This is a genomic window from Pseudomonas sp. No.117 (assembly GCF_054558395.1).
In genome coordinates this window covers 299,266-318,367 of the sequence record NZ_BAAJNP010000006.1, presented here as the reverse complement: position 1 = coordinate 318,367, position 19,102 = coordinate 299,266, and the positions used below count along the sequence as shown (strand labels likewise).

Annotated in this window: 16 protein-coding genes; 11 read left to right on the top strand and 5 right to left on the bottom strand. The window is 66.6% G+C overall.

The annotated features are described in order from the left end of the window. Positions 1-19: 19 nt before the first annotated feature. The 4 genes from hslV to ACYJP6_RS16520 form a co-directional block, all read right to left on the bottom strand. On the bottom strand, positions 20-553 hold the full coding sequence (gene hslV / locus ACYJP6_RS16535; protein WP_058764934.1) for an ATP-dependent protease subunit HslV: 534 nt from the start codon (positions 551-553) through the stop codon (positions 20-22). A gap of 102 nt (positions 554-655) precedes the next feature. After that, positions 656-1,393 carry an SPOR domain-containing protein gene (locus ACYJP6_RS16530; RefSeq protein ID WP_459476223.1) on the bottom strand — a complete coding sequence of 246 codons (738 nt, stop codon included), beginning with the start codon at positions 1,391-1,393 and terminating at the stop codon, positions 656-658. A 15-nt stretch (positions 1,394-1,408) separates the two neighbouring features. Beyond that, on the bottom strand, positions 1,409-3,166 hold the full coding sequence (gene argS / locus ACYJP6_RS16525) for an arginine--tRNA ligase (RefSeq protein ID WP_459476099.1): 1,758 nt from the start codon (positions 3,164-3,166) through the stop codon (positions 1,409-1,411). 96 nt (positions 3,167-3,262) lie between these two features. After that, positions 3,263-5,476: a primosomal protein N' gene (locus tag ACYJP6_RS16520; RefSeq protein WP_459476098.1), complete on the bottom strand. Its 2,214-nt coding sequence runs from the start codon at positions 5,474-5,476 to the stop codon at positions 3,263-3,265. 157 nt (positions 5,477-5,633) lie between these two features. Between ACYJP6_RS16520 and rpmE the strand changes: the two genes are divergently transcribed. The 3 genes from rpmE to ACYJP6_RS16505 all read left to right on the top strand — a co-directional run bounded on the left by rpmE (position 5,634) and on the right by ACYJP6_RS16505 (position 8,057). Then, complete coding sequence (gene rpmE, locus ACYJP6_RS16515) at positions 5,634-5,849, top strand: 50S ribosomal protein L31 (RefSeq protein ID WP_007161618.1); 216 nt, start codon at positions 5,634-5,636, stop codon at positions 5,847-5,849. After that, a complete protein-coding gene (locus ACYJP6_RS16510) occupies positions 5,849-6,676 on the top strand; it encodes a thermonuclease family protein (protein WP_459476097.1) in 828 nt (275 codons plus the stop codon). The genes rpmE and ACYJP6_RS16510 overlap by 1 nt, the downstream gene beginning before the upstream one ends. 112 nt (positions 6,677-6,788) lie before the next feature. After that, positions 6,789-8,057, top strand: coding sequence for a malic enzyme-like NAD(P)-binding protein (locus ACYJP6_RS16505; RefSeq protein ID WP_459476096.1), 1,269 nt, complete (start codon positions 6,789-6,791; stop codon positions 8,055-8,057). A 52-nt stretch (positions 8,058-8,109) separates the two neighbouring features. Here ACYJP6_RS16505 and ACYJP6_RS16500 read toward each other — a convergent pair whose 3' ends face one another. Next, positions 8,110-10,530, bottom strand: a complete 2,421-nt coding sequence (locus ACYJP6_RS16500) for a penicillin-binding protein 1A (RefSeq protein ID WP_459476095.1) — start codon at positions 10,528-10,530, stop codon at positions 8,110-8,112. Between the two features lie 167 nt (positions 10,531-10,697). Here ACYJP6_RS16500 and ACYJP6_RS16495 point away from each other — a divergent pair, with 167 nt between their 5' ends. Genes ACYJP6_RS16495 through ACYJP6_RS16460 form a run of 8 tightly spaced genes read left to right on the top strand, consistent with a single transcriptional unit; the run spans position 10,698 to position 19,052 of the window. Beyond that, positions 10,698-11,762, top strand: a complete 1,065-nt coding sequence (locus ACYJP6_RS16495) for a pilus assembly protein PilM (protein WP_459476094.1) — start codon at positions 10,698-10,700, stop codon at positions 11,760-11,762. After that, positions 11,763-12,350 (top strand): PilN domain-containing protein, encoded by a 588-nt coding sequence (locus ACYJP6_RS16490; RefSeq protein ID WP_459476093.1) that lies wholly within the window; start codon positions 11,763-11,765, stop codon positions 12,348-12,350. Continuing rightward, entirely contained in the window at positions 12,347-13,000 is a 654-nt protein-coding gene (gene pilO / locus ACYJP6_RS16485; RefSeq protein WP_459476092.1) for a type 4a pilus biogenesis protein PilO, read from the top strand. The genes ACYJP6_RS16490 and pilO overlap by 4 nt, the downstream gene beginning before the upstream one ends. Further along, positions 12,997-13,515 (top strand): pilus assembly protein PilP, encoded by a 519-nt coding sequence (locus ACYJP6_RS16480; protein WP_145007574.1) that lies wholly within the window; start codon positions 12,997-12,999, stop codon positions 13,513-13,515. Before pilO ends, ACYJP6_RS16480 begins: the two co-directional genes overlap by 4 nt. Next, positions 13,515-15,758, top strand: coding sequence for a type IV pilus secretin PilQ (gene pilQ / locus ACYJP6_RS16475; RefSeq protein ID WP_459476091.1), 2,244 nt, complete (start codon positions 13,515-13,517; stop codon positions 15,756-15,758). Before ACYJP6_RS16480 ends, pilQ begins: the two co-directional genes overlap by 1 nt. A 5-nt stretch (positions 15,759-15,763) precedes the next feature. Next, positions 15,764-16,282, top strand: coding sequence for a shikimate kinase AroK (gene aroK / locus ACYJP6_RS16470; protein ID WP_459476090.1), 519 nt, complete (start codon positions 15,764-15,766; stop codon positions 16,280-16,282). Between the two features lie 52 nt (positions 16,283-16,334). Continuing rightward, on the top strand, positions 16,335-17,429 hold the full coding sequence (aroB, locus tag ACYJP6_RS16465; RefSeq protein WP_459476089.1) for a 3-dehydroquinate synthase: 1,095 nt from the start codon (positions 16,335-16,337) through the stop codon (positions 17,427-17,429). An 18-nt stretch (positions 17,430-17,447) separates the two neighbouring features. After that, entirely contained in the window at positions 17,448-19,052 is a 1,605-nt protein-coding gene (locus tag ACYJP6_RS16460; protein ID WP_459476088.1) for an AAA family ATPase, read from the top strand. Positions 19,053-19,102: the final 50 nt, after the last annotated feature.

Here is a 19,102-nt window from a genome sequence, read left to right as displayed (position 1 = left end):
GGGCAGTCTCTAAACCGGATCACGCCTGGGGCGCGTCCAGCTCCTCGATGGTCAGGTTGCGGTTGGTGAACACGCAGATGTCACCGGCGATGTTCAGGGCGGTCTCGGCGATCTCGCGGGCGCTCAGGTCGGTATGCATGAGCAGGGCGCGGGCGGCGGCCTGGGCATAGGCGCCACCGGAGCCCATGGCGATCAGGCCCTCTTCGGGCTCCACCACGTCGCCGTTGCCGGTGATGATCAGGGAGGCATCCTTGTTGGCCACGGCCAGCATGGCTTCCAGGCGGCGCAGGGCGCGATCGGTGCGCCAGTCCTTGGCCAGCTCGACGGCGGCGCGGACCAGGTGGCCCTGGTGCTTCTCGAGTTGCGCCTCGAAGCGCTCGAACAGGGTGAAGGCGTCGGCGGTACCGCCGGCGAAGCCGGCCAGCACCTCGCCCCGGTACAGCCGCCGGACCTTCTTGGCGTTGCCTTTCATGACGGTGTTGCCCAGGGAAACCTGGCCGTCGCCGCCGATCACGACCTTGCCGTTGCGGCGTACAGAAACGATGGTGGTCAAGGGAATCTCTCCGCGTTGCTTGGGGCGGTCAGCCCCGGTTACGCAGAGATATGGGGATGGCCGCGACGCCCTTCAAGCGCCGCGGCGAGGGGATTCATCCAATCAGTGACCGCGGCGTTGCTGCAGCAACAAATTCTTGAAACCGCTGCCGGCGAGCTGCTTCTGCGCCTGGGTCAGCTGGTCGCGATCACTGTAGGGGCCGACCAGCACCCGGTACCAGGTGTCGTCCTTGACCTTGCCCGACTCCACGCGCACGTCCTGGCCGAGCATGATGATCTGGGCGCGGACCCGGTCGGCATCGGCCTGGGTACGGAACGAGCCGGCCTGTAGGAAGAACAGCGTCACCGGCGGCTGGGCCTTGGTGGTGGCTTCCTTGGGCGGCGTGGCGGCAGGCTGGCCCGGCGCGGTCGTCGGAGTGGCCGGCGTCGTGCTGGTGGGCTGGCCGGGTTGGGCCGGGGTCGCCGCGGCATCCGGTTTCGCCGGGGTGGTCGGCTTGGCGGTCGGGGTGCGCGGGACGGCGTCCGGCGGCACTATCACCTCGGATTCCGGCAGCAGGGTATAGAAGTCGTACTTGGGCTTGATCGGTGTGGGTGGCGTGCCTTCGGTCTTGCCGGCGCTGGTCGAGGGCTTGCCATTGCCCGCCGCGGCCGCCGGACGACCTTCTTCCGGCTTGGCGCGCTGCACCGCCTTGTTGCCCGGTTCGAGCTTCATCAGGAACACCACGAAGGCGCCGATGGCCAGGCCCGAGGCGAGCCAGACCCAGCCGGGCAGGGGCTGCTTTTTCGGAGCCGAGGTATTGCGACTGGCGCCGCGCTTGGGTGGGGCTTTCTTGGCCATCAGGCGGTGATCCGTCTCTTACATGCGTTCCAGGGTGTGCAGGCCGAGCAGTTCCAGACCCTGCTTGAGGGTGCGCCCGGTGAGGGCGGCCAGGCGCAGCCGGCTCTGGCGCAGCTCGGGGTCCTCGGCGGTCAGGATCGGGCAATTCTCGTAGAAGCTGGAGAACAGCCCGGCCAGGTCGTAGAGGTAGCTGCACAGCAGGTGCGGGGTGCCCTTGTCGGCGACGCTGGCGAGGATCTCGCCGAACTGCGCCAGCCGCCCGCCGAGGTCCTGCTCCTGGGGGGCGTCCAGGCGGATGCTGCCCTCGGGCGCGGTCTGCCCGGCCTTGCGCAGCACGCTGGCGACCCGGGTGTAGGCGTACAGCAGGTAGGGCGCGGTGTTGCCCTCGAAGCTGAGCATCTGCTCGAAGTTGAAGCTGTAGTCGCTGGTGCGGTGCTTGGACAGGTCGGCGTACTTGACCGAGGCGATGCCCACCACGCGGCCGATGTGGCGCAGCTCTTCTTCGCTGAAGGGCGTTTCGCCGCGCTCGGCGCGTCCGGCATTGCGCTCCTTGACCAGCTGGTAGGCGCGTTCCTCGGCTTCGTCGAGCAGGTCGACCAGCTTGACGGTGCCACCGTCACGGGTCTTGAACGGACGACCGTCGGCGCCGTTCATGGTACCGAAGCCCATGTGCTCCAGCCCCATGGCCGGGTCGACGAAACCGGCGCGGCGCGCCACCTCGAAGGCCATCTGGAAGTGCAGGGCCTGGCGCTGGTCGACGAAGTAGAGCGCCCGGTCGGCGTGCAGCTGGCGGCTGCGATAGCGCATGGCGGCGAGGTCGGTGGTGGAATAGAGGTAGCCGCCACCGGCCTTCTGCACGATCACCGGCAGGGGATTGCCCTCGGCGTTCTTGAATTCGTCGAGGAAGACGCAGCGGGCGCCATCGCTCTCGGTGAGCAGGCCGGCGGCGTCCAGGTCGGCCACCACCTGGGCCAGGTCGTCGTTGTAGGCGCTCTCGCCCTTGACATCGGCCGGGGTCAGCTTGACGTTGAGGCGGTCGTAGACCTCCTGGCAGTGGGACAGGGAGACGGCGTTGAATCTTTCCCACAGGCGCAGGCAATCGGCATCGCCCGCCTGCAGGGCCACCACCAGTTCGCGGGCGCGGGCGGCGAATTCCGGCGAGGCGTCGAAGCGGCCCTTGGCGGCGCGGTAGAACACCTCTAGGTCGGCCAGCTCACCTTCGGCGGCCTGGGGCTGTTCTTCCATGTAGGCCAGCAGCATGCCGAACTGGGTGCCCCAGTCGCCCACGTGGTTCTGGCGGATCACCTCGTCGCCGAGGAATTCCAGTACCCGCGCCACGGCGTCACCGATGATGGTGGAACGCAGGTGGCCGACGTGCATCTCCTTGGCCAGGTTCGGCGAGGAGAGGTCCACCACCACGCGCTGCCGTGGATCGTGCTTGGGCACGCCCAGCTGCGGATCGGCGAAGGCCGCATCCAGCCGTGCGGCCAACTGGGCGTGATTCTGGAAGAAATTGAGGAAGCCCGGGCCGGCGATCTCCACCTTGCTCACCGCCGGATCGGCGGGGAGGGCGGCCAGCAGCTTCTCGGCCAGGTCGCGCGGCTTGGCCCGCGCCGGCTTGGCCAGCAGCAGGGCGACGTTGCTGGCGAAGTCGCCGTGGCTCTTGTCCTTGGTGTTCTCGACCTGGATGGCCGGGGCGACGTCGGCCGGCAGGGTGCCGTCGGCGATCAGGCGGTCGAGGGCGTGCTGGATGAGCTGGCGGATGCTGTCTTTCATGGTCGTTGGCCTTCGGCGTGCGCCGAGCGCGCACTGCGATGAAAACCCGGCATTATCCGTGGCCGGCCCGGCCTTGCCAATGGTAAGCCTGTGCCACTAGAACAGATCGATGGGATCGACATCCAGCGACCAGCGCACCTGCCGGGCCTCCGGCAGGCTTTCCAGCTGCACCACCCAGATCCCCAGCAGCCGATGCAGGGGCGCGCGGCTGCTGCTCTGCAGCAGCAACTGGGCGCGGTGACGACCGGCGCGGCGCTCCATCGGCGCCGGTACCGGACCGAGCAACTCCACCTGAGGCAGGGCGAGATTCACCGCCAGCCCCTCGGCGACGTGGTAGGCCGCTTCGAGGAAATTCTCCACCTGGTCCTGGCGATGCGCATCGGCGCGCAGCAGCGCCAAGTAGGCGAAGGGCGGCAGGCCGGCGGCGCGGCGCTCCTGCAGCGCCTGGCGGGCGAAGGCCGGATAGCCTTCCTCGGCCAGCTGCACCATCAGCGGATGATCGGCCAGGTGGGTCTGGATCAGCACCTGGCCGGGTTCCTCGGCACGACCCGCGCGGCCGGCCACCTGGACGATCTGCTGCGCCATGCGCTCGCTGGCGCGGAAATCGGCGGAGAACAGCCCGCTGTCGGCATCGAGCACGGCCACCAGGGTCACCTTGGGGAAATGGTGCCCCTTGGCGAGCATCTGGGTGCCGACCAGGATGCAGGGCGCGCCACTGTGGATGGTCCGCAAGAGCTTGCCCAGGGCGTCCTTGCGCGCCGTGGTGTCGCGGTCGATGCGCAGCACCGGGATGTCCGGAAACAGCAACTGCAGGCGCTCCTCGGCGCGTTCGGTGCCGGCGCCTACCGGGCGCAGGTCGAGCTTGCCGCAGGACGGGCAATGCCGCGGCGGTGCCTGGCGGTGATCGCAGTGATGGCAGCGCAGTTCGCCGGAGCCGCGGTGGTAGGTCATGCGCGCATCGCAGCGCGGGCACTGGGCCAGCCAGCCGCAGTCGTGGCAGAGCAGGGTCGGGGCGAAGCCGCGGCGATTGAGGAACACCAGTACCTGCTGGCCGCGCTCCAGGGTCGCGCCCATGGCTTTCAAGAGCGGCTGCGACAGGCCGCTGTCCAGCGGACGGCTGCGCACGTCCAGGCGCTCGAAGCGCGGCGGCTGGGCGCCCCCGGCGCGCAGCGACAGGCGCAGATGGGCATAGCGGCCCTGGTCGGCGTTATGAAGGCTTTCCAGCGAGGGCGTCGCCGACCCCAGGACCACCGGCAGGTTCTCGAAGCGGGCACGGACCACCGCCAGGTCGCGGGCGTGATACCTCAGGCCTTCCTGCTGTTTATAGGAAGCGTCGTGTTCTTCATCGACGATGATCAGGCCCGGGTGCTTGAGCGGGGTGAACAGCGCCGAGCGGGTGCCCACCACGATGTCCAGTTCGCCGTCGCGGGCGGCCAGCCAGATGTCCATGCGCTCGCGGTCGGTCAGCGCCGAATGCAGCAGGGCGATGCGGGCGTTGAAGCGCTGCTCGAAGCGTCCCAGGGTCTGGGGCCCCAGGTTGATCTCGGGGATCAGGAGCAGCGCCTGGCGTCCCGCTTCCAGGGTGGCGCGGATCAGTTGCAGATAGACCTCGGTCTTGCCGCTGCCGGTCACCCCTTCCAATAGATAGCAGTGGAACCCGCTGCCGGCGCGGACCGCTTCGTAGGCCAGGCGCTGTTCGCCGTTGAGCGGCAATTCGGCCTGGGCGAGCCAGGAACCCTGGTGCCGGGTCGGCTGGTGATAGCGGGTCTCCACCTTGACCAGGCCCTTGGCCTGCAGGAGATCGAGACTGTCCTTGACCAGGCCGAGCTGGCCGAGCAATTCGTGCAGCACGCCATGGGGATGCTGGCGCAAGGTCTTGAGCGCCTCGCGCTGCCGCGGTGCCCGGGCCAGGCGCGGATCCTCCGGGCGGGCATCGGGCTGGGCGATCCAGAAACGCTGCAACCGGCGCTCGGCCGGCTCGCCCTGACGCAAAAGGGCAGGAAGTGCCCAGCTCAGGGTGTCGCCGAGGCTGTGCTGGTAATACTGGGCGGACCATTGGCAGAGTTCGAACAGCGCGCTCGGTAGCGGCGGACGCTCGTCGAGCAGCTGCAGGGCCTTGCGCAGCTTGTCCGCAGGGACCTCGGTGTCCTGGGCGACCTCGATCAGCACGCCGATGACTTCGCGGCGACCGAAGGGCACCCGCAGCCGTACGCCCGGACGCAACTGCTCCGCGACCGCGCCCTTGGGCGGCAGATAGTCGAACAGGCGACGCAGCGGGGAGGGCAGCGCCAGGCGCAGGATCAGGGGCACGGCAAGGCTCGCAGGGGGAAAGCCCGATGGTAGCAGACGGGCGGCGTGGGGGTCGCTTGCACGTCCTAACCGCTCTGGTATGATTTGCAGCCCAAATCTGTGCGGTATCCGGCAATGGCGCCGGGTGGCGGCACAGCTAGACCCCGAGGATAGCCCCATGAAAGCTGATATCCATCCCCAGTACGATGCCATCGAAGCTACCTGCAGCTGCGGCAACGTCATCAAGACCCGCTCGACCCTGAGCAAGAACATTCACCTGGACGTCTGCTCCGAATGCCACCCGTTCTACACCGGCAAGCAGAAGGTCCTGGACGCTGGCGGCCGTATCGATCGCTTCAAGCAGCGCTTCGGCGTGTTCGGCAGCAGCAAGTAATGCGCTGCCGTCGGCCATCTCCGCATGGCTCGACACGGAAGAAGGCGTCCCTCTGGGGCGCCTTTTTCGTTTGGGCGCTGGGCAGCGCGTCCCTCGCCATGGCCGAGGACTGCCCGCTGCTGCCGGATGGTCAGGAGGTGACGGTCCGGCAGGTGGTGGATGGCGACACCCTGCGGCTGGTCGATGGGCGCTCCGTGCGCCTGATCGGGGTCAATGCCCCAGAGCTGGGCAAATCCGGCGGTACCGCCCAGCCCTATGCCGAGGCGGCCCGCCGGCGTCTGCAGGCGCTGGTCGAGGCCAGTGACGAGCGCCTCCGGCTGGTACCGGGAAGCGAGGCGACCGACCACTATGGGCGGACCCTGGCCCATCTCTATGACCGCCAGGGCAGCAACTTGGAAGCCCGTTTGATCGCCGAAGGACTGGGCTACGCGGTCGCCATCGCGCCCAACACCCGCCTGGCCAACTGCCAGGTGGCGGCGGAGCGCCAGGCACGCCAGGCGCGGCTCGGCCTCTGGAAGCAGGATCCGACCATCGCCGCCAGCGCCGTCCAGGACAGTGGGTTCGCCCTGGTGCAGGGCCGTCTGCGGAGCGTGGAGCGCAACCAGGGTGGCCTCTGGCTGCAGTTCGACGGTGATCTGGTGGTCAGGGTGCCGAGTCGTTTCGTCGCGGCCTTCGCCAAGGTCCCGCTGCAGTCATGGATCGGTCGGACCCTCGAAGCACGGGGCTGGATCGTCGATCGCAGCCGGCAGCGGGAGGAAGGGCGAGCGCGCTGGCAGATGACCCTGAGCGACCCGCACATGCTGGGTCTGCGGGTTGAATCGTTTTAGCCGAAAGTCGTATTGCGATTGATTTCAGGCATATGGCCGATTGCTTGTGGCACCTTGAGTCTTTGCGTATTCTCGCCCGACCCAAGACCCACACCACGCGGATATACCAATAATGTCTGATCTCAAAACCGCTGCCCTCGAATACCATGCTCAGCCGCGCCCCGGCAAACTCAGCGTCGAGTTGACCAAGCCTACCGCCACCGCCCGTGACCTGTCCCTGGCCTACAGCCCGGGTGTCGCCGAACCGGTCCGCGAGATCGGTCGCGATCCCGAACTGGCCTACCGTTACACCGGCAAAGGCAACCTGGTCGCCGTGATTTCCGATGGCACCGCCATCCTCGGCCTGGGCAACCTCGGCCCGCTGGCCTCCAAGCCGGTGATGGAAGGCAAGGGCGTGCTGTTCAAGCGCTTCGCCGGTGTGGACGTCTTCGATATCGAGGTGGAAGCCGAGAGCCCCCAGGCCTTTATCGATACCGTCAAGCGCATCTCCATCACCTTTGGCGGCATCAATCTGGAAGACATCAAGGCACCCGAGTGCTTCGAGATCGAGCGCGCCCTGATCGAGCAGTGCGACATCCCGGTGTTCCACGATGATCAGCACGGTACTGCCATCGTCACCGCCGCCGGCATGCTCAACGCCCTGGAAATCGCCGGCAAGCGCCTGGAAGACGCCAAGATCGTCTGCCTGGGCGCCGGCGCCGCCGCGATCTCCTGCATGCGCCTTCTGGCGAGCATGGGCGCCAAGGTCGAGAACATCTACATGATCGACCGTCAGGGCGTGGTCCACAGCGGCCGCAGCGACCTGAACCAGTACAAGGCGGCCTTCGCCACCGAGACCAGCAAGCGCACCCTGGACGATGCCCTCGACGGCGCCGATGTCTTCGTCGGTCTGTCCGGCCCCAATCTGCTGTCGGCCGAAGGCCTCAAGCGCATGGCGGCCAATCCCATCGTCTTCGCCTGCTCCAACCCGGATCCGGAAATCACCCCCGAGCTGGCCCACGCCACCCGTGACGACGTGATCATGGCCACCGGTCGTTCCGACTACCCGAACCAGGTCAACAACGTCCTCGGCTTCCCCTTCATCTTCCGTGGTGCCCTGGACGTCCGTGCCCGGGTCATCAACGAAGAGATGAAGATCGCCGCCGCCCTGGCCCTGCGCGACCTGGCCAAGCTGCCGGTACCCAAGGAAGTCTGCGAGGCCTACAAGGTCGACAGCCTGAGCTTTGGCCGCGAGTACATCATTCCCAAGCCGATGGACGCGCGTCTGATCACCCTGGTGTCCGATGCCGTGGCCAAGGCCGCCATCGAAACCGGTGTGGCCACGCTGCCCTATCCGGCGAACTATCCGCTGAAGTCGGTGGATGACGTCTTCGCCAAGTAAGGCCTGAAGCAATAAAAACCCCGCCTTGGCGGGGTTTTTTATTGGCTGGAGATCAGAAGATGTCCATGGGTACGGTTTCGCTGGAGGGCAGCGGAGTACCGGGCGCCACGCCGGGCGGGAGCTCGTCCAGGCTCGGCGGGGTATCCTCGCTCTTGAACAGCTCGAAGTAGGCGTTGGGCGTGCCGGGTGGCGCCGCGCGGCCGGTAGTGGGGTCGACGCGGATGGACACGATGCCGTCCGGCTCCTTGAGCTGGTGCGGCGGCTTGTCCTTGAGCGCCGCGCCCATGTAACTCATCCAGATCGGCAGGGCCACGGTGCCACCGAATTCCTGGCGACCCAGGGTATCGGGCTGGTCGAAACCGGCCCAGACCGTGGTCACGTAGTCGCCGTTGTAGCCGGAGAACCAGGTGTCCTTCGACTCGTTGGTGGTACCGGTCTTGCCGGCCAGGTCGTTACGACCCAGCTCCAGGGCCTTGCGCCCGGTCCCGCGCTTGATCACGTCCTGCAGCATGCTGTTCATGATGAAGGCGTTGCGCGGGTCGATGACCTGGGGCGCGAACACCGGTGCCGGATTGGCCGGATCGGCGGCCGCGGTGTCGGCGGCGGGGGTGACCTCGACGCCCGGGACGGTCTTGGCCTGGGCCTGCTGTGGCACCCGTGGCGGCGCGGCGCGGTAGACCACCTTGCCGTCGCGATCGGTCACGTGGTCGACCACATAGGGCGTCACCTTGTAGCCCTCGTTGGCGAACACCGACCAGCCGGTGGCCACTTCCAGCGGCGTCAGGCCCGGGGTGCCGAGGGCCAGGGACAGGTTGCGCGGCAACTGATCGCGCTCGAAGCCGAAGCGACTCACGTAGTCCAGCGCATAGTCGATACCGATGGCCTGCAGTACCCGGATGGAGACCAGGTTGCGCGAGCGATAGAGCGCCTCGCGCAGGCGGATCGGACCGAGGAAGGTGTTGTTGTCGTTCTTCGGCCGCCAGGCTTCGTCGGGATTCTCGTCCATGAAGACGATGGGGGCGTCGTTGACCAGGCTGGCCGCGGTGAAACCCTTGTCCAGGGCCGCGCTATAGATGAACGGCTTGAAGCTGGAGCCGGGCTGGCGGCGGGCCTGGGTGGCGCGGTTGTAGTTGCTCTGCTCGAAGGAGAAGCCGCCGATCAGGGCGCGGATGGCGCCATCCTGGGGATCGAGGGAGACCAGGGCGCTCTGCGCCTTGGGGATCTGCGAGAACTTCAGGCTGCCATCGTCCTGGCGCTGCACCCGGATCAGGTCGCCGACCTTGACCACGTCGGCCGGGCCGTTCGGCCGCGGGCCCAGGCTGTTGGCGCTGAGGTAGGGGCGGGCCCACTTCATCGACTCCCAGGACACCGCCTCTTCCTTGCCGTCGCGGGTCAGCACCAGGATGCCGCTCTTCTCCACCTGGGTGACGATCGCGGGATCCTGGCCGCCGACGATGCGCTGCTTCTGGATCAATGCGGTCCATTCGGCCCGGCTGCGGTTGGGCCATTGCGCCTCAGGACCGCGATAGCCATGGCGCCGGTCGTAGTCGGTCAGGCCATCACGCACGGCTTCGAAGGCATCGGTCTGCAGCCGGCTGTCGATGGTGGTGTACACCTGGTAGCCGTCGGTATAGGCGTCGCCGCCATAGCGGCCGACCATTTCCGCCCGCGCCATCTCGGCGATGTAGGGGGCGTTGAGCTCGGGAATGGCGACGTGGTGATAGGCCTCGAGCGGCTCGGCGATGCCGGCCTGGTAGGCCGCCTGATCGATATAACCGAGCTTGAACATGCGTTCGAGAATCCAATTCCGTCTTTCCAGGCTACGCTCAGGATTAGCGACCGGGTTGTAACGCGACGGCGCCTTGGGCAGGCCGGCGATCATCGCCATCTGGGCGATGGTCAGGTCCTTTATGGACTTGCCGTAGTAGACCTGGGCGGCGGCCTCGATGCCGTAGGCACGGTTGCCCAGGTAGATCTTGTTGACGTAGAGCTCGAGGATCTCGTCCTTGGTCAGTTGGCGCTCGATTTGCAGCGCCAGGAGGATCTCGGTGAATTTGCGCGAGAAGCTGCGCTCGCTGGTCAGGAAGTAGTTCTTGGCGACCTGCATGGTGATGGTGCTGCCGCCGGTCTGGATGTGTCCGGTCTTGACCAGCTGGCTCACCGCTCGCGCCAGGCTCTTCACATCCACGCCATAGTGATTGGCGAAGTTGTCGTCCTCGGCGGAGAGCAGGGCATGGATGAAATCGGGGGGTATCTCGTTGAACCGCAGCGGCGAGCGGCGCATTTCGCCGAATTCGGCGATGAGTTTGCCGTCCGCGCTGTACACCCGCAGGGGGATCTGCAGTTGCACGTTACGCAGGGCGTCGATGGAGGGCAGGCTGGGGCTGAGGTAGAGGAAGGCACCGCTGAGACCCAGCAACAGGCTGCAGACCAGGGCGACCAACGACCACCAGAAAAATTTCAAAACACGCATCAAGAGACTTTTCGAATGGAAAGAAGGAAAGGGCGACAGGTGAGGGTCAGCCTACACGGCGTCGCCATTATAGGCGCGTTTGGCGGTTGGCCGCTATTTGCTCGGGTGTCAAGTCTGTTATCTAATGCCCGTCCGCGGAATATCACCGTCGCTCATAGGGAACTGATGTGCTAGGGCTATTCAGAAAGAAGGCGAATACGCTGCTGGGTATCGACGTCAGTTCGACATCCGTGAAACTCATCGAGTTGAGCCGTGCAGGCGGTCGCTATCGGGTAGAAGCCTATGCGGTCGAACCCCTCCCGGCCAATGCCGTGGTCGAGAAGAACATCGCCGAGCTGGAGGGCGTCGGCCTGGCCATCGGCCGGGTGCTGGTCAAGGCGCGCACCTCCGCGCGCAGCGCCGCCGTGGCCGTGTCCGGCTCGGCGGTGATCGCCAAGACCATCGAGATGGATGCCGGCCTGTCCGACGACGAGCTGGAAAACCAGATCAAGCTGGAAGCCGACCAGTACATTCCCTATCCCCTCGACGAGGTCGCCATCGACTTCGAGGTGCAGGGGCCGTCGCCGCGCAACGCCGAGCGCGTCGAGGTGCTGCTGGCCGCCTGCCGGAAGGAAAACGTCGAGGTCCGCGAGGCGGCCCTGGCCCTGGCCGGCGTCTCGGCCAAGGTGGTCGACGTCGAGGCCTATGCGCTGGAGCGCGCCTACCAGCTGCTGGCCAATCAGCTCGGTGGCCACGTCGACGACCTGACCGTGGCGGTGGTCGACATCGGCGCCACCATGACCACCCTGAGCGTGCTGCACAACGGCAAGACCATCTATACCCGCGAGCAGCTGTTCGGCGGCCGCCAGCTCACCGAGGAGATCCAGCGCCGCTATGGCCTGTCGGTGGAGGAGGCCGGGCTGGCCAAGAAGCAGGGCGGGCTGCCGGACGACTACCAGAGCGAGGTCCTCACCCCCTTCCGCGAGGCGGTGGTACAGCAGGTCGCGCGCTCGCTGCAGTTCTTTTTCGCCGCCGGGCAATACAATGATGTGGACTACATCTTGCTTGCCGGAGGAACAGCGTCAATTTCCGGACTCGACCGTTTGATCCAGCAGAAAATCGGCACCCCGACCGTCCTGGCCAATCCCTTCGCCGACATGACCGTCAGCAACAAGGTCAATGCGGCAGCCCTGGCGGGGGACGCTCCGGCACTGATGATCGCCTGCGGCCTGGCCATGAGGAGTTTCGACTAGATGGCCCGCATCAACCTCTTGCCCTGGCGGGAACAGCTGCGCGAAGAAAGACGCAAGCAGTTCCTGGTCATCCTGGGCGGCATCTTCGTGCTGTCGTGCGGCGCCGTATTCCTCGGCGATCAGTACCTGTCCGGTGAGATCACCCACCAGGAGGCGCGCAACGCCTTCATCCAGCAGAACATCGCCCAGCTCGACGTGCGCATCAAGGAAATCAGCGAACTCAAGACCCGCCGCCAGCAGCTGCTGGCGCGGATGAAGATCATCCAGGACCTGCAGGGCAATCGGCCGGTCATCGGCCATGTCTTCGACCAGCTGGTGCGGACCCTGCCGGACGGGGTGTATTTCCGTGAGCTGAAGATGCAGGGCGATACCCTGTCGATCAGTGGCGAGGCGGAATCCAACAACCGGGTCTCCAACCTGATGCGTAACCTGGACGCCTCGGACTGGTTCGCCTCGCCGACGTTGATCGAGGTGAAGGCGACCACCGCCGGGGCGGTGGACCAGGCCAACACCTTCCAGCTCACCGTCAAGCAGACCCAGCCCGGCGCACCGGCGCCGGCCCCGCTCGCCCAGGGAGTCAAGCCATGAGTCTCGCCGATTCCCTGGCCAGTCTGCGCAAGATCGACATCAATGAACTCAGTCTCGAGAACCTGGGCTCCTGGCCCAAGCCGGTCAAGGTCATCGCCTGCCTGCTGATCGTGCTGGTGGTGCTGCTGCTCGGCTACCAGTTCCACCTCAGCGACCTGCAGGCGCAGCTGGAGAACCAGCGCACCCAGGAAGAGACGCTCAAGCAGCAGTACGCCAGCAAGGCCTTCCAGGCCGCCAACCTGGATGCCTACAAGCAGCAGATGGTGGAGATGGAAGAGTCCTTCGGCGCGCTGTTGCGGCAGCTGCCGGGCGACACCGAGGTACCGGCGCTGCTCGAGGACATCACCCGCACGGGCCTGGGCAGTGGCCTGGAATTCGAGCAGATCAAGCTCCTCCCCGAGGTCACCCAGCAGTTCTACGTCGAGTTGCCGATCCAGATCACCGTGGTGGGCAGCTATCATGACCTGGCGACCTTCGTCAGCAGCGTCTCCAGCCTGCCGCGCATCGTTACCCTGCACGACTTCGATCTCAAGCCGGTGGATGACAAGACGGCCAATGGCAGCGGTTCCGTGTCCGGTACCGGTGGCAAGCTGCGCATGAACGTGCTGGCCAAGACCTATCGCTACAACGACAAGGGGCTCGGCAAATGAGAACGCCCCTGCTGCTTTGCCTCCTGACCAGCGTGCTGGTCGGCTGCGGTTCCAGCGATACCAGCGATCTGCAGGCCTTCATGGATGAAACCCGCGCCAAGCCGCGCGGTTCCATCGAGCCGCTGCCGCAATTCCGCGCCTACGAGCCCTTCACCTACGCCGCGGCGGCCCTGCGCAGCCCCTTCCAGGCGCCGATCCGCATCGATCCTACGGTGCGCCAGCGCGGCACCGGCAACATCAAGCCGGACGCGAATCGGCCCAAGCAGTTCCTCGAGGGCTTCAACATCGAAACCTTCAGCATGGTCGGCATCCTGGCCAATGCCAGTGGCCGCTATGCCCTGGTCAACGGGGCCGGCGGGGTGCATCGCGTCAAGGTGGGGGACTACCTGGGGCGTAACGACGGGCGCATCACCAAGATTACCGACGGTGAGATCGACGTGATCGAAATCGTCCCGGATGGCGAGGGTGGCTGGCTGGAACGGCCGCGCACCATCACCTTGAAGGAAAAGACTTAATGGGCAGGGCGAGTACAGTGAAGACGAAAAGCGCAAGACGGTTGGGACTGGGCTTGGCCTTGCTGCTGGGCGGCCTGGCCGGCCAGGCCCTGGCGGCCGATCTGCAGGCCTTGAACGTCGCCTCCCTGCCCGGGGATCGCATCGAACTCAAGCTGACCTTCGATCAGCCGGTGCCCGTGCCCAAGGGCTACACCATCGAGCAGCCGGCGCGGATCGCCCTGGACCTGCCCGGGGTGGCCAACAAGCTGGGTAGCAAGAGCCGTGACCTGGGCAATGGCAATGCGCGCAGCGTGACGGTGGTCGAGGCGGGCAACCGGACCCGGCTGATCATCAACCTCACCAACCTGGCCAGCTACGACACCCGCGCCGACGGCCGCAACCTCTTCGTCACCATCGGTGGCACCGCGGGGCGCCAGACCGTCAGCGCCCAGGCCAACCTGACGCCGAACCTGCCCCGCGCGGCCGCGCCGGCCACCGTGACCGCACCTTCGGCCATGCCCCTGCCGGCCACGCGCGGCGCCTTGCCGCCGACCCCGGCCAGCTCGACCGTGGCCGCCATGACCGCGCCGCGTCCGCAGCTGCGCGGCAAGGCGATCCGCCATATCGATTTCCAGCGTGGTCCCCAGGGCGAGGGCAACGTGGTCATCGACCTGAGCGAGACCGGCATCAACCCGGACATCCAGGAGCAGGGCGGCAAGATCCGCCTGACCTTCGCCGGAACGCAGCTGCCCGAAGAGCTGCGCGTGCGCCTGGACGTCAAGGACTTCGCCACGCCGGTGCAATTCGTCAATGCCTCGGCCGACAACGGCGCCGCCTCCATCGTCATCGAGCCGACCGGCACCTACGACTACCTGGCCTACCAGACCAACAATCGCCTGACCCTGAGCGTCAAGCCGCTGACCACCGAGGAAAAGGAAAAGCGCGCAGCGGATCGCTTCACCTATACCGGTGAGAAGCTGTCGCTCAACTTCCAGGACATCGATGTTCGCTCGGTGCTGCAGCTGATCGCCGACTTCACCAACCTCAACCTGGTGGCGAGCGATACCGTGCAGGGCAACATCACCCTGCGCCTGCAGAACGTGCCCTGGGACCAGGCGCTGGACCTGATCCTCAAGACCAAGGGTCTGGACAAGCGCCAGATCGGCAACGTGCTGCTGGTGGCCCCGGCCGACGAGATCGCCGCCCGCGAGCGCCAGGAGCTGGAGTCGCAGAAGCAGATCCAGCAGCTGGCGCCGCTGCGCCGCGACCTGATCCAGGTCAACTACGCCAAGGCCGCCGACATCGCCAAGCTGTTCCAGTCGGTGACTAGCGCCGACAAGACCGCCGACGAGCGCGGCTCCATCTCGGTGGACGAGCGCACCAACAGCATCATCGCCTACCAGACCCAGAATCGCCTGGACGAACTGCGCCGCATCGTCTCCCAGCTGGATATCCCGGTCCGCCAGGTGATGATCGAGGCGCGCCTGGTGGAAGCCAACGTCGACTACAGCAAGCAGTTGGGTGTGCGCTGGGGCGGTAATAGCAGCCACGGCAATTTCTCGGTCTATGGCAAGGATGGCGCGACGACCGTGGACAGCACCACCGGCCAGGTCTACCTGCCGGGAACCAGCACGGTCGGCAACTTCACCTCCACCAGCGGCGTGGCGCCCACGCCCTTCGTCGACATGGGCGTTTCCGGCAGCACCTCCGGCATCGGTATCGGCTTCATGGCCGGCGGCCAGATGCTCGACCTGCAGCTGTCCGCCCTGCAATCCAGCGGCAACGGCGAGATCATCTCCCAGCCCAAGGTGGTGACCTCGGACAAGGAGACCGCCAAGATCCTGCGCGGTACCGAGATTCCCTACCAGGAGGCCAGCTCCAGCGGTGCCACCAGCACCAGCTTCAAGCAGGCCGCGCTGTCCCTGGAGGTCACGCCGCAGATCACCCCGGACAACCGCATCATCATGGAGGTCAAGGTCAACAAGGATGCGCCTGACTACCAGAACGCCCTCAACGGCGTGCCGCCGATCAGCAAGAACGAGGTCAATGCCAAGGTGCTGGTGAGCGATGGCGAGACCATCGTGCTCGGCGGCGTGTTCTCCAACACCCAGACCAAGTCCACCACCAAGGTGCCGATGCTGGGCGACATCCCCTATGTCGGCCGCCTGTTCCGCCGGGATTCGGTCACCGATAGCAAAGTCGAGCTGCTGATCTTCCTCACGCCGCGTATCATGAACAACCAGGCGATAGCGGTCGGTCGATGACATAAGTGCGTAATCTGTTTCTCGTAGGACCGATGGGCTCGGGCAAGAGCACCATCGGTCGGCTCCTGGCGAAGGAGCTGCGGTTGCCGTTCAAGGATTCCGACAAGGTAATCGAAGAGCGCACCGGTGCCGACATTCCCTGGATCTTCGACGTGGAAGGCGAGCAGGGCTTTCGTGAGCGCGAACGCGCCGCGATCGCCGAGCTGTGCGCGGAAAACGGCCTGGTCATGGCGACCGGCGGCGGCGCCGTGCTGCGCGAAGACAATCGCGAGGCGCTCAAGCGCGGCGGGCGGGTCATCTACCTGCATGCCTCCATCGAGCAGCAGATCGAGCGGACCGCCCGGGACCGCAACCGGCCGCTGTTGCAGACCGCCGATCCCGCGGCGGTGCTGCGCAACCTCATGGCCATGCGCGATCCGCTCTACCGCCAGATCGCCGACATCATCATCGAGACCGACGAGCGGCCGCCGCGGCTGGTGGTACTGCAGATACTCGACCGTCTGAAAGCCCTGGCACCGCATTAAAGCCGCGCGCGTTCTGCGCTATGCTAGGCGCCCTTTGAATCTTGGTGACGGCATGCGGACTCTTCACGTCGAGCTCGGTGAGCGCAGCTACCCGATCTACATCGGCCAGGGCCTTCTGGATCGACCGGAATGCTTCCTGCCCCATCTCGCCGGGCGCAAGGTGGCCATCGTCACCAACGAAACCATCGCGCCGCTCTATCTGGAGCGGCTCCTGCGCACCCTGGGCGATCGCCTGGTCAGCACCATCGTGCTGCCCGATGGCGAGGCGCACAAGAACTGGCAAACCCTGCAGCTGATCTTCGATGGCCTGCTCCAGGATCGCCATGACCGCAAGACCACCCTGATCGCCCTGGGTGGCGGGGTGATCGGCGACATGGGGGGGTTCGCCGCGGCCTGCTATCAGCGCGGCGTGGATTTCATCCAGGTGCCCACCACCTTGCTCTCCCAGGTGGACTCCTCGGTCGGCGGCAAGACCGGCATCAACCACCCGCTGGGCAAGAACATGATCGGCGCCTTCTACCAGCCGAAGGCGGTCGTCATCGACACCGACAGCCTGGCGACCCTGCCGGCGCGCGAGCTGTCGGCCGGCCTGGCGGAAGTCATCAAGTACGGCCTGATCTGCGACGAGCCCTTCCTCGGCTGGCTCGAAGAGCATGTCGAGGCGCTGCTAGCCCTCGATCAGGCGGCGCTCACCCAGGCCATCGAGCGCTCCTGCGCGGCCAAGGCCCAGGTCGTCGGCAGCGACGAGCGCGAGTCGGGCTTGCGCGCCATCCTCAACCTGGGCCATACCTTCGGCCATGCCATCGAGACCCACCAGGGCTATGGCGTCTGGCTGCATGGCGAGGCGGTCTCCGCCGGGATGGTGATGGCGCTGCAGATGTCCCTGCTGCTGGGCTGGTTGAGCGCGGCCCAGCGCGACCGCGCCATCCGCCTGCTGGTCAAGGCCCGGCTGCCCGTGGTGCCGCCGGCCGACATGCTGCCCGCCGATTTCGAACGCCTCATGGCGGTGGACAAGAAGGTCCTGGATGGACAACTCCGGCTGGTGCTGCTTAGTGACCTGGGCCAGGCCGTGGTGACCGCCGACTTCGCCCGCGACATCCTCGAGCAGACGCTGCGTACCGATTACCGCGTTCTGACCGCCCAGTAAGGAGAGCAAGAGAGTCCCATGTCCAATCTGCACGCCGACGAAGCCTTTCTCGGTCACTACCAGTTCACCCACGACCCGTTCGCCGCGCGCGTTCCCGGTTTCAAGTTCTTCCCGGCGCAGCGCAAGCCGGTACTGGGCCAGCTGCATCACCTGGCCCGCTACAGCCAGCTGCTGCTGGTGGTCAGCGGTCCCGAGGGCAGCGGCAAGACGCTGCTGCGCCAGGCCCTGGCGGCCAGCACCAAGAAGGAAGCCGTGCATTGCGTGGTGATTTCCGCGCAGAACGGCGGCGACGCCCGCACCGTGCTGGCCCAGGTCGCCAAGGGCGTGGGCGCCGATAGCCAAACCCCGGCCGCCATTCTCGAGCAGGCCGCAGAAGTGCGTCTGGCGGGGCAGGAGGTCTACATCCTGGTGGATGACGCCGAAGCACTGGCGACGCCTGCCCTGGAAGCCCTGCTGGAGCTGGCCGGCGGCGCCGAGAAGGAGCGTCTGCACGTCTTCCTGTTCGGCGAGGCCGAGGTGGTGATGCGCCTCGAGGACATCGCCCAGGGTGAAGAGCGCTACCACGCCATCGAATTGCTGCCCTACAGCGAAAGCGAGGCCGAAGAATACCTGGCCCAGCGCCTGGAAGGGGCCGGCCAGGGGCTGGAGATCTTCACCGACGAGCAGCTGGCGACCATTCACCAGCGCTCCGGCGGCTGGCCCGGCCGGCTCAACGAAGAGGCGCGGGACATCCTGGTGGCGGGCATGAGCGCCCGCCGCAAGAAGGCGGCGGCACCGGCCAAGGCCTCGCGCAATCTGCTCGCCGCCCTGCCACGCAAGCACCTGATCATTCTCGGGGTGGTGGTGCTGGCGGTCGGCGCCGCGGCGCTGTCGCTCAAGGGCGGCAAGAGCGAGGCGCCGACGACCACGGCGAGCGGACAGGACCTGCCCCTGGGCGGCCAGGCCACGGCTGCCAATGGCAAGGATGCGCAAGGTGCGCCCATCCAGTTCGACGGCTCTTCCAAGCCGCTACCCCTGCCGCTGGTGGGCGAGTCGCAGCCGGTCATCCGCGAGCCGCTGGCGGAAGCCGCCGGTGGGCGCCAGGCCGGCACCGCGGCGGGCAACGACCTGGGCGCGGGTGGCGTGCCACCAACCGTGAGCACCGACGCCCCGCCCATCAGTGACGAGGATGAACTGCCCAGCCGGACGCCGGCACGCACGCCAGCGCCCAGTGCGCCGGCAGTGGCCGCTCCGGCGCCCCGGCATACCGCACCTGCGCCTACTCCCGCGCCGGCACCGGCCAAGCCCGCCCCGGCTCCCGCTGCGCCCGCTACGCATTCCGCAGGTGCGGCCGCAGGCTGGTACAGCAGTCAGTCCGGCAGCAAGTACGCCCTGCAGGTCGTCGGCACCAGCACCGAAAAGGCGGCACAGGACTTCATCGCCGCTCAGGCCGACAGTGGCAGCTTCCATTACTTCAAGAAGAGCTACCAGGGCAAGGCGCTCTATGTGGTGACCTACGGCAACTTCGCCAATCGCGCGGCGGCCGAGGCGGCGGCCAAGCAGTTGCCGGCCAAGGTGCAGGCCAGCAAGCCCTGGCCGCGGACCTTCGCCAGCATCCAGCAGGACATCGCCACCAGCCGCTGATTGTTGTCTGGCAGGAAAGGAAAGCCCCGGCGCTATCACGAGAGTGACGC

What these genes read in the sequence shown, in the direction of transcription:
- argS (WP_459476099.1), bottom strand. Translation starts at nt 3,166, where the DNA reads ATGAAAGACAGCATCCGCCAGCTCATCCAGCACGCCCTCGACCGCCTG.
- rpmE (WP_007161618.1), top strand. Translation starts at nt 5,634, where the DNA reads ATGAAAGCTGATATCCATCCCCAGTACGATGCCATCGAAGCTACCTGC.
- ACYJP6_RS16510 (WP_459476097.1), top strand. Translation starts at nt 5,849, where the DNA reads ATGCGCTGCCGTCGGCCATCTCCGCATGGCTCGACACGGAAGAAGGCG.
- ACYJP6_RS16505 (WP_459476096.1), top strand. Translation starts at nt 6,789, where the DNA reads ATGTCTGATCTCAAAACCGCTGCCCTCGAATACCATGCTCAGCCGCGC.
- ACYJP6_RS16500 (WP_459476095.1), bottom strand. Translation starts at nt 10,530, where the DNA reads ATGCGTGTTTTGAAATTTTTCTGGTGGTCGTTGGTCGCCCTGGTCTGC.
- ACYJP6_RS16490 (WP_459476093.1), top strand. Translation starts at nt 11,763, where the DNA reads ATGGCCCGCATCAACCTCTTGCCCTGGCGGGAACAGCTGCGCGAAGAA.
- pilO (WP_459476092.1), top strand. Translation starts at nt 12,347, where the DNA reads ATGAGTCTCGCCGATTCCCTGGCCAGTCTGCGCAAGATCGACATCAAT.
- ACYJP6_RS16480 (WP_145007574.1), top strand. Translation starts at nt 12,997, where the DNA reads ATGAGAACGCCCCTGCTGCTTTGCCTCCTGACCAGCGTGCTGGTCGGC.
- pilQ (WP_459476091.1), top strand. Translation starts at nt 13,515, where the DNA reads ATGGGCAGGGCGAGTACAGTGAAGACGAAAAGCGCAAGACGGTTGGGA.
- aroB (WP_459476089.1), top strand. Translation starts at nt 16,335, where the DNA reads ATGCGGACTCTTCACGTCGAGCTCGGTGAGCGCAGCTACCCGATCTAC.
- ACYJP6_RS16460 (WP_459476088.1), top strand. Translation starts at nt 17,448, where the DNA reads ATGTCCAATCTGCACGCCGACGAAGCCTTTCTCGGTCACTACCAGTTC.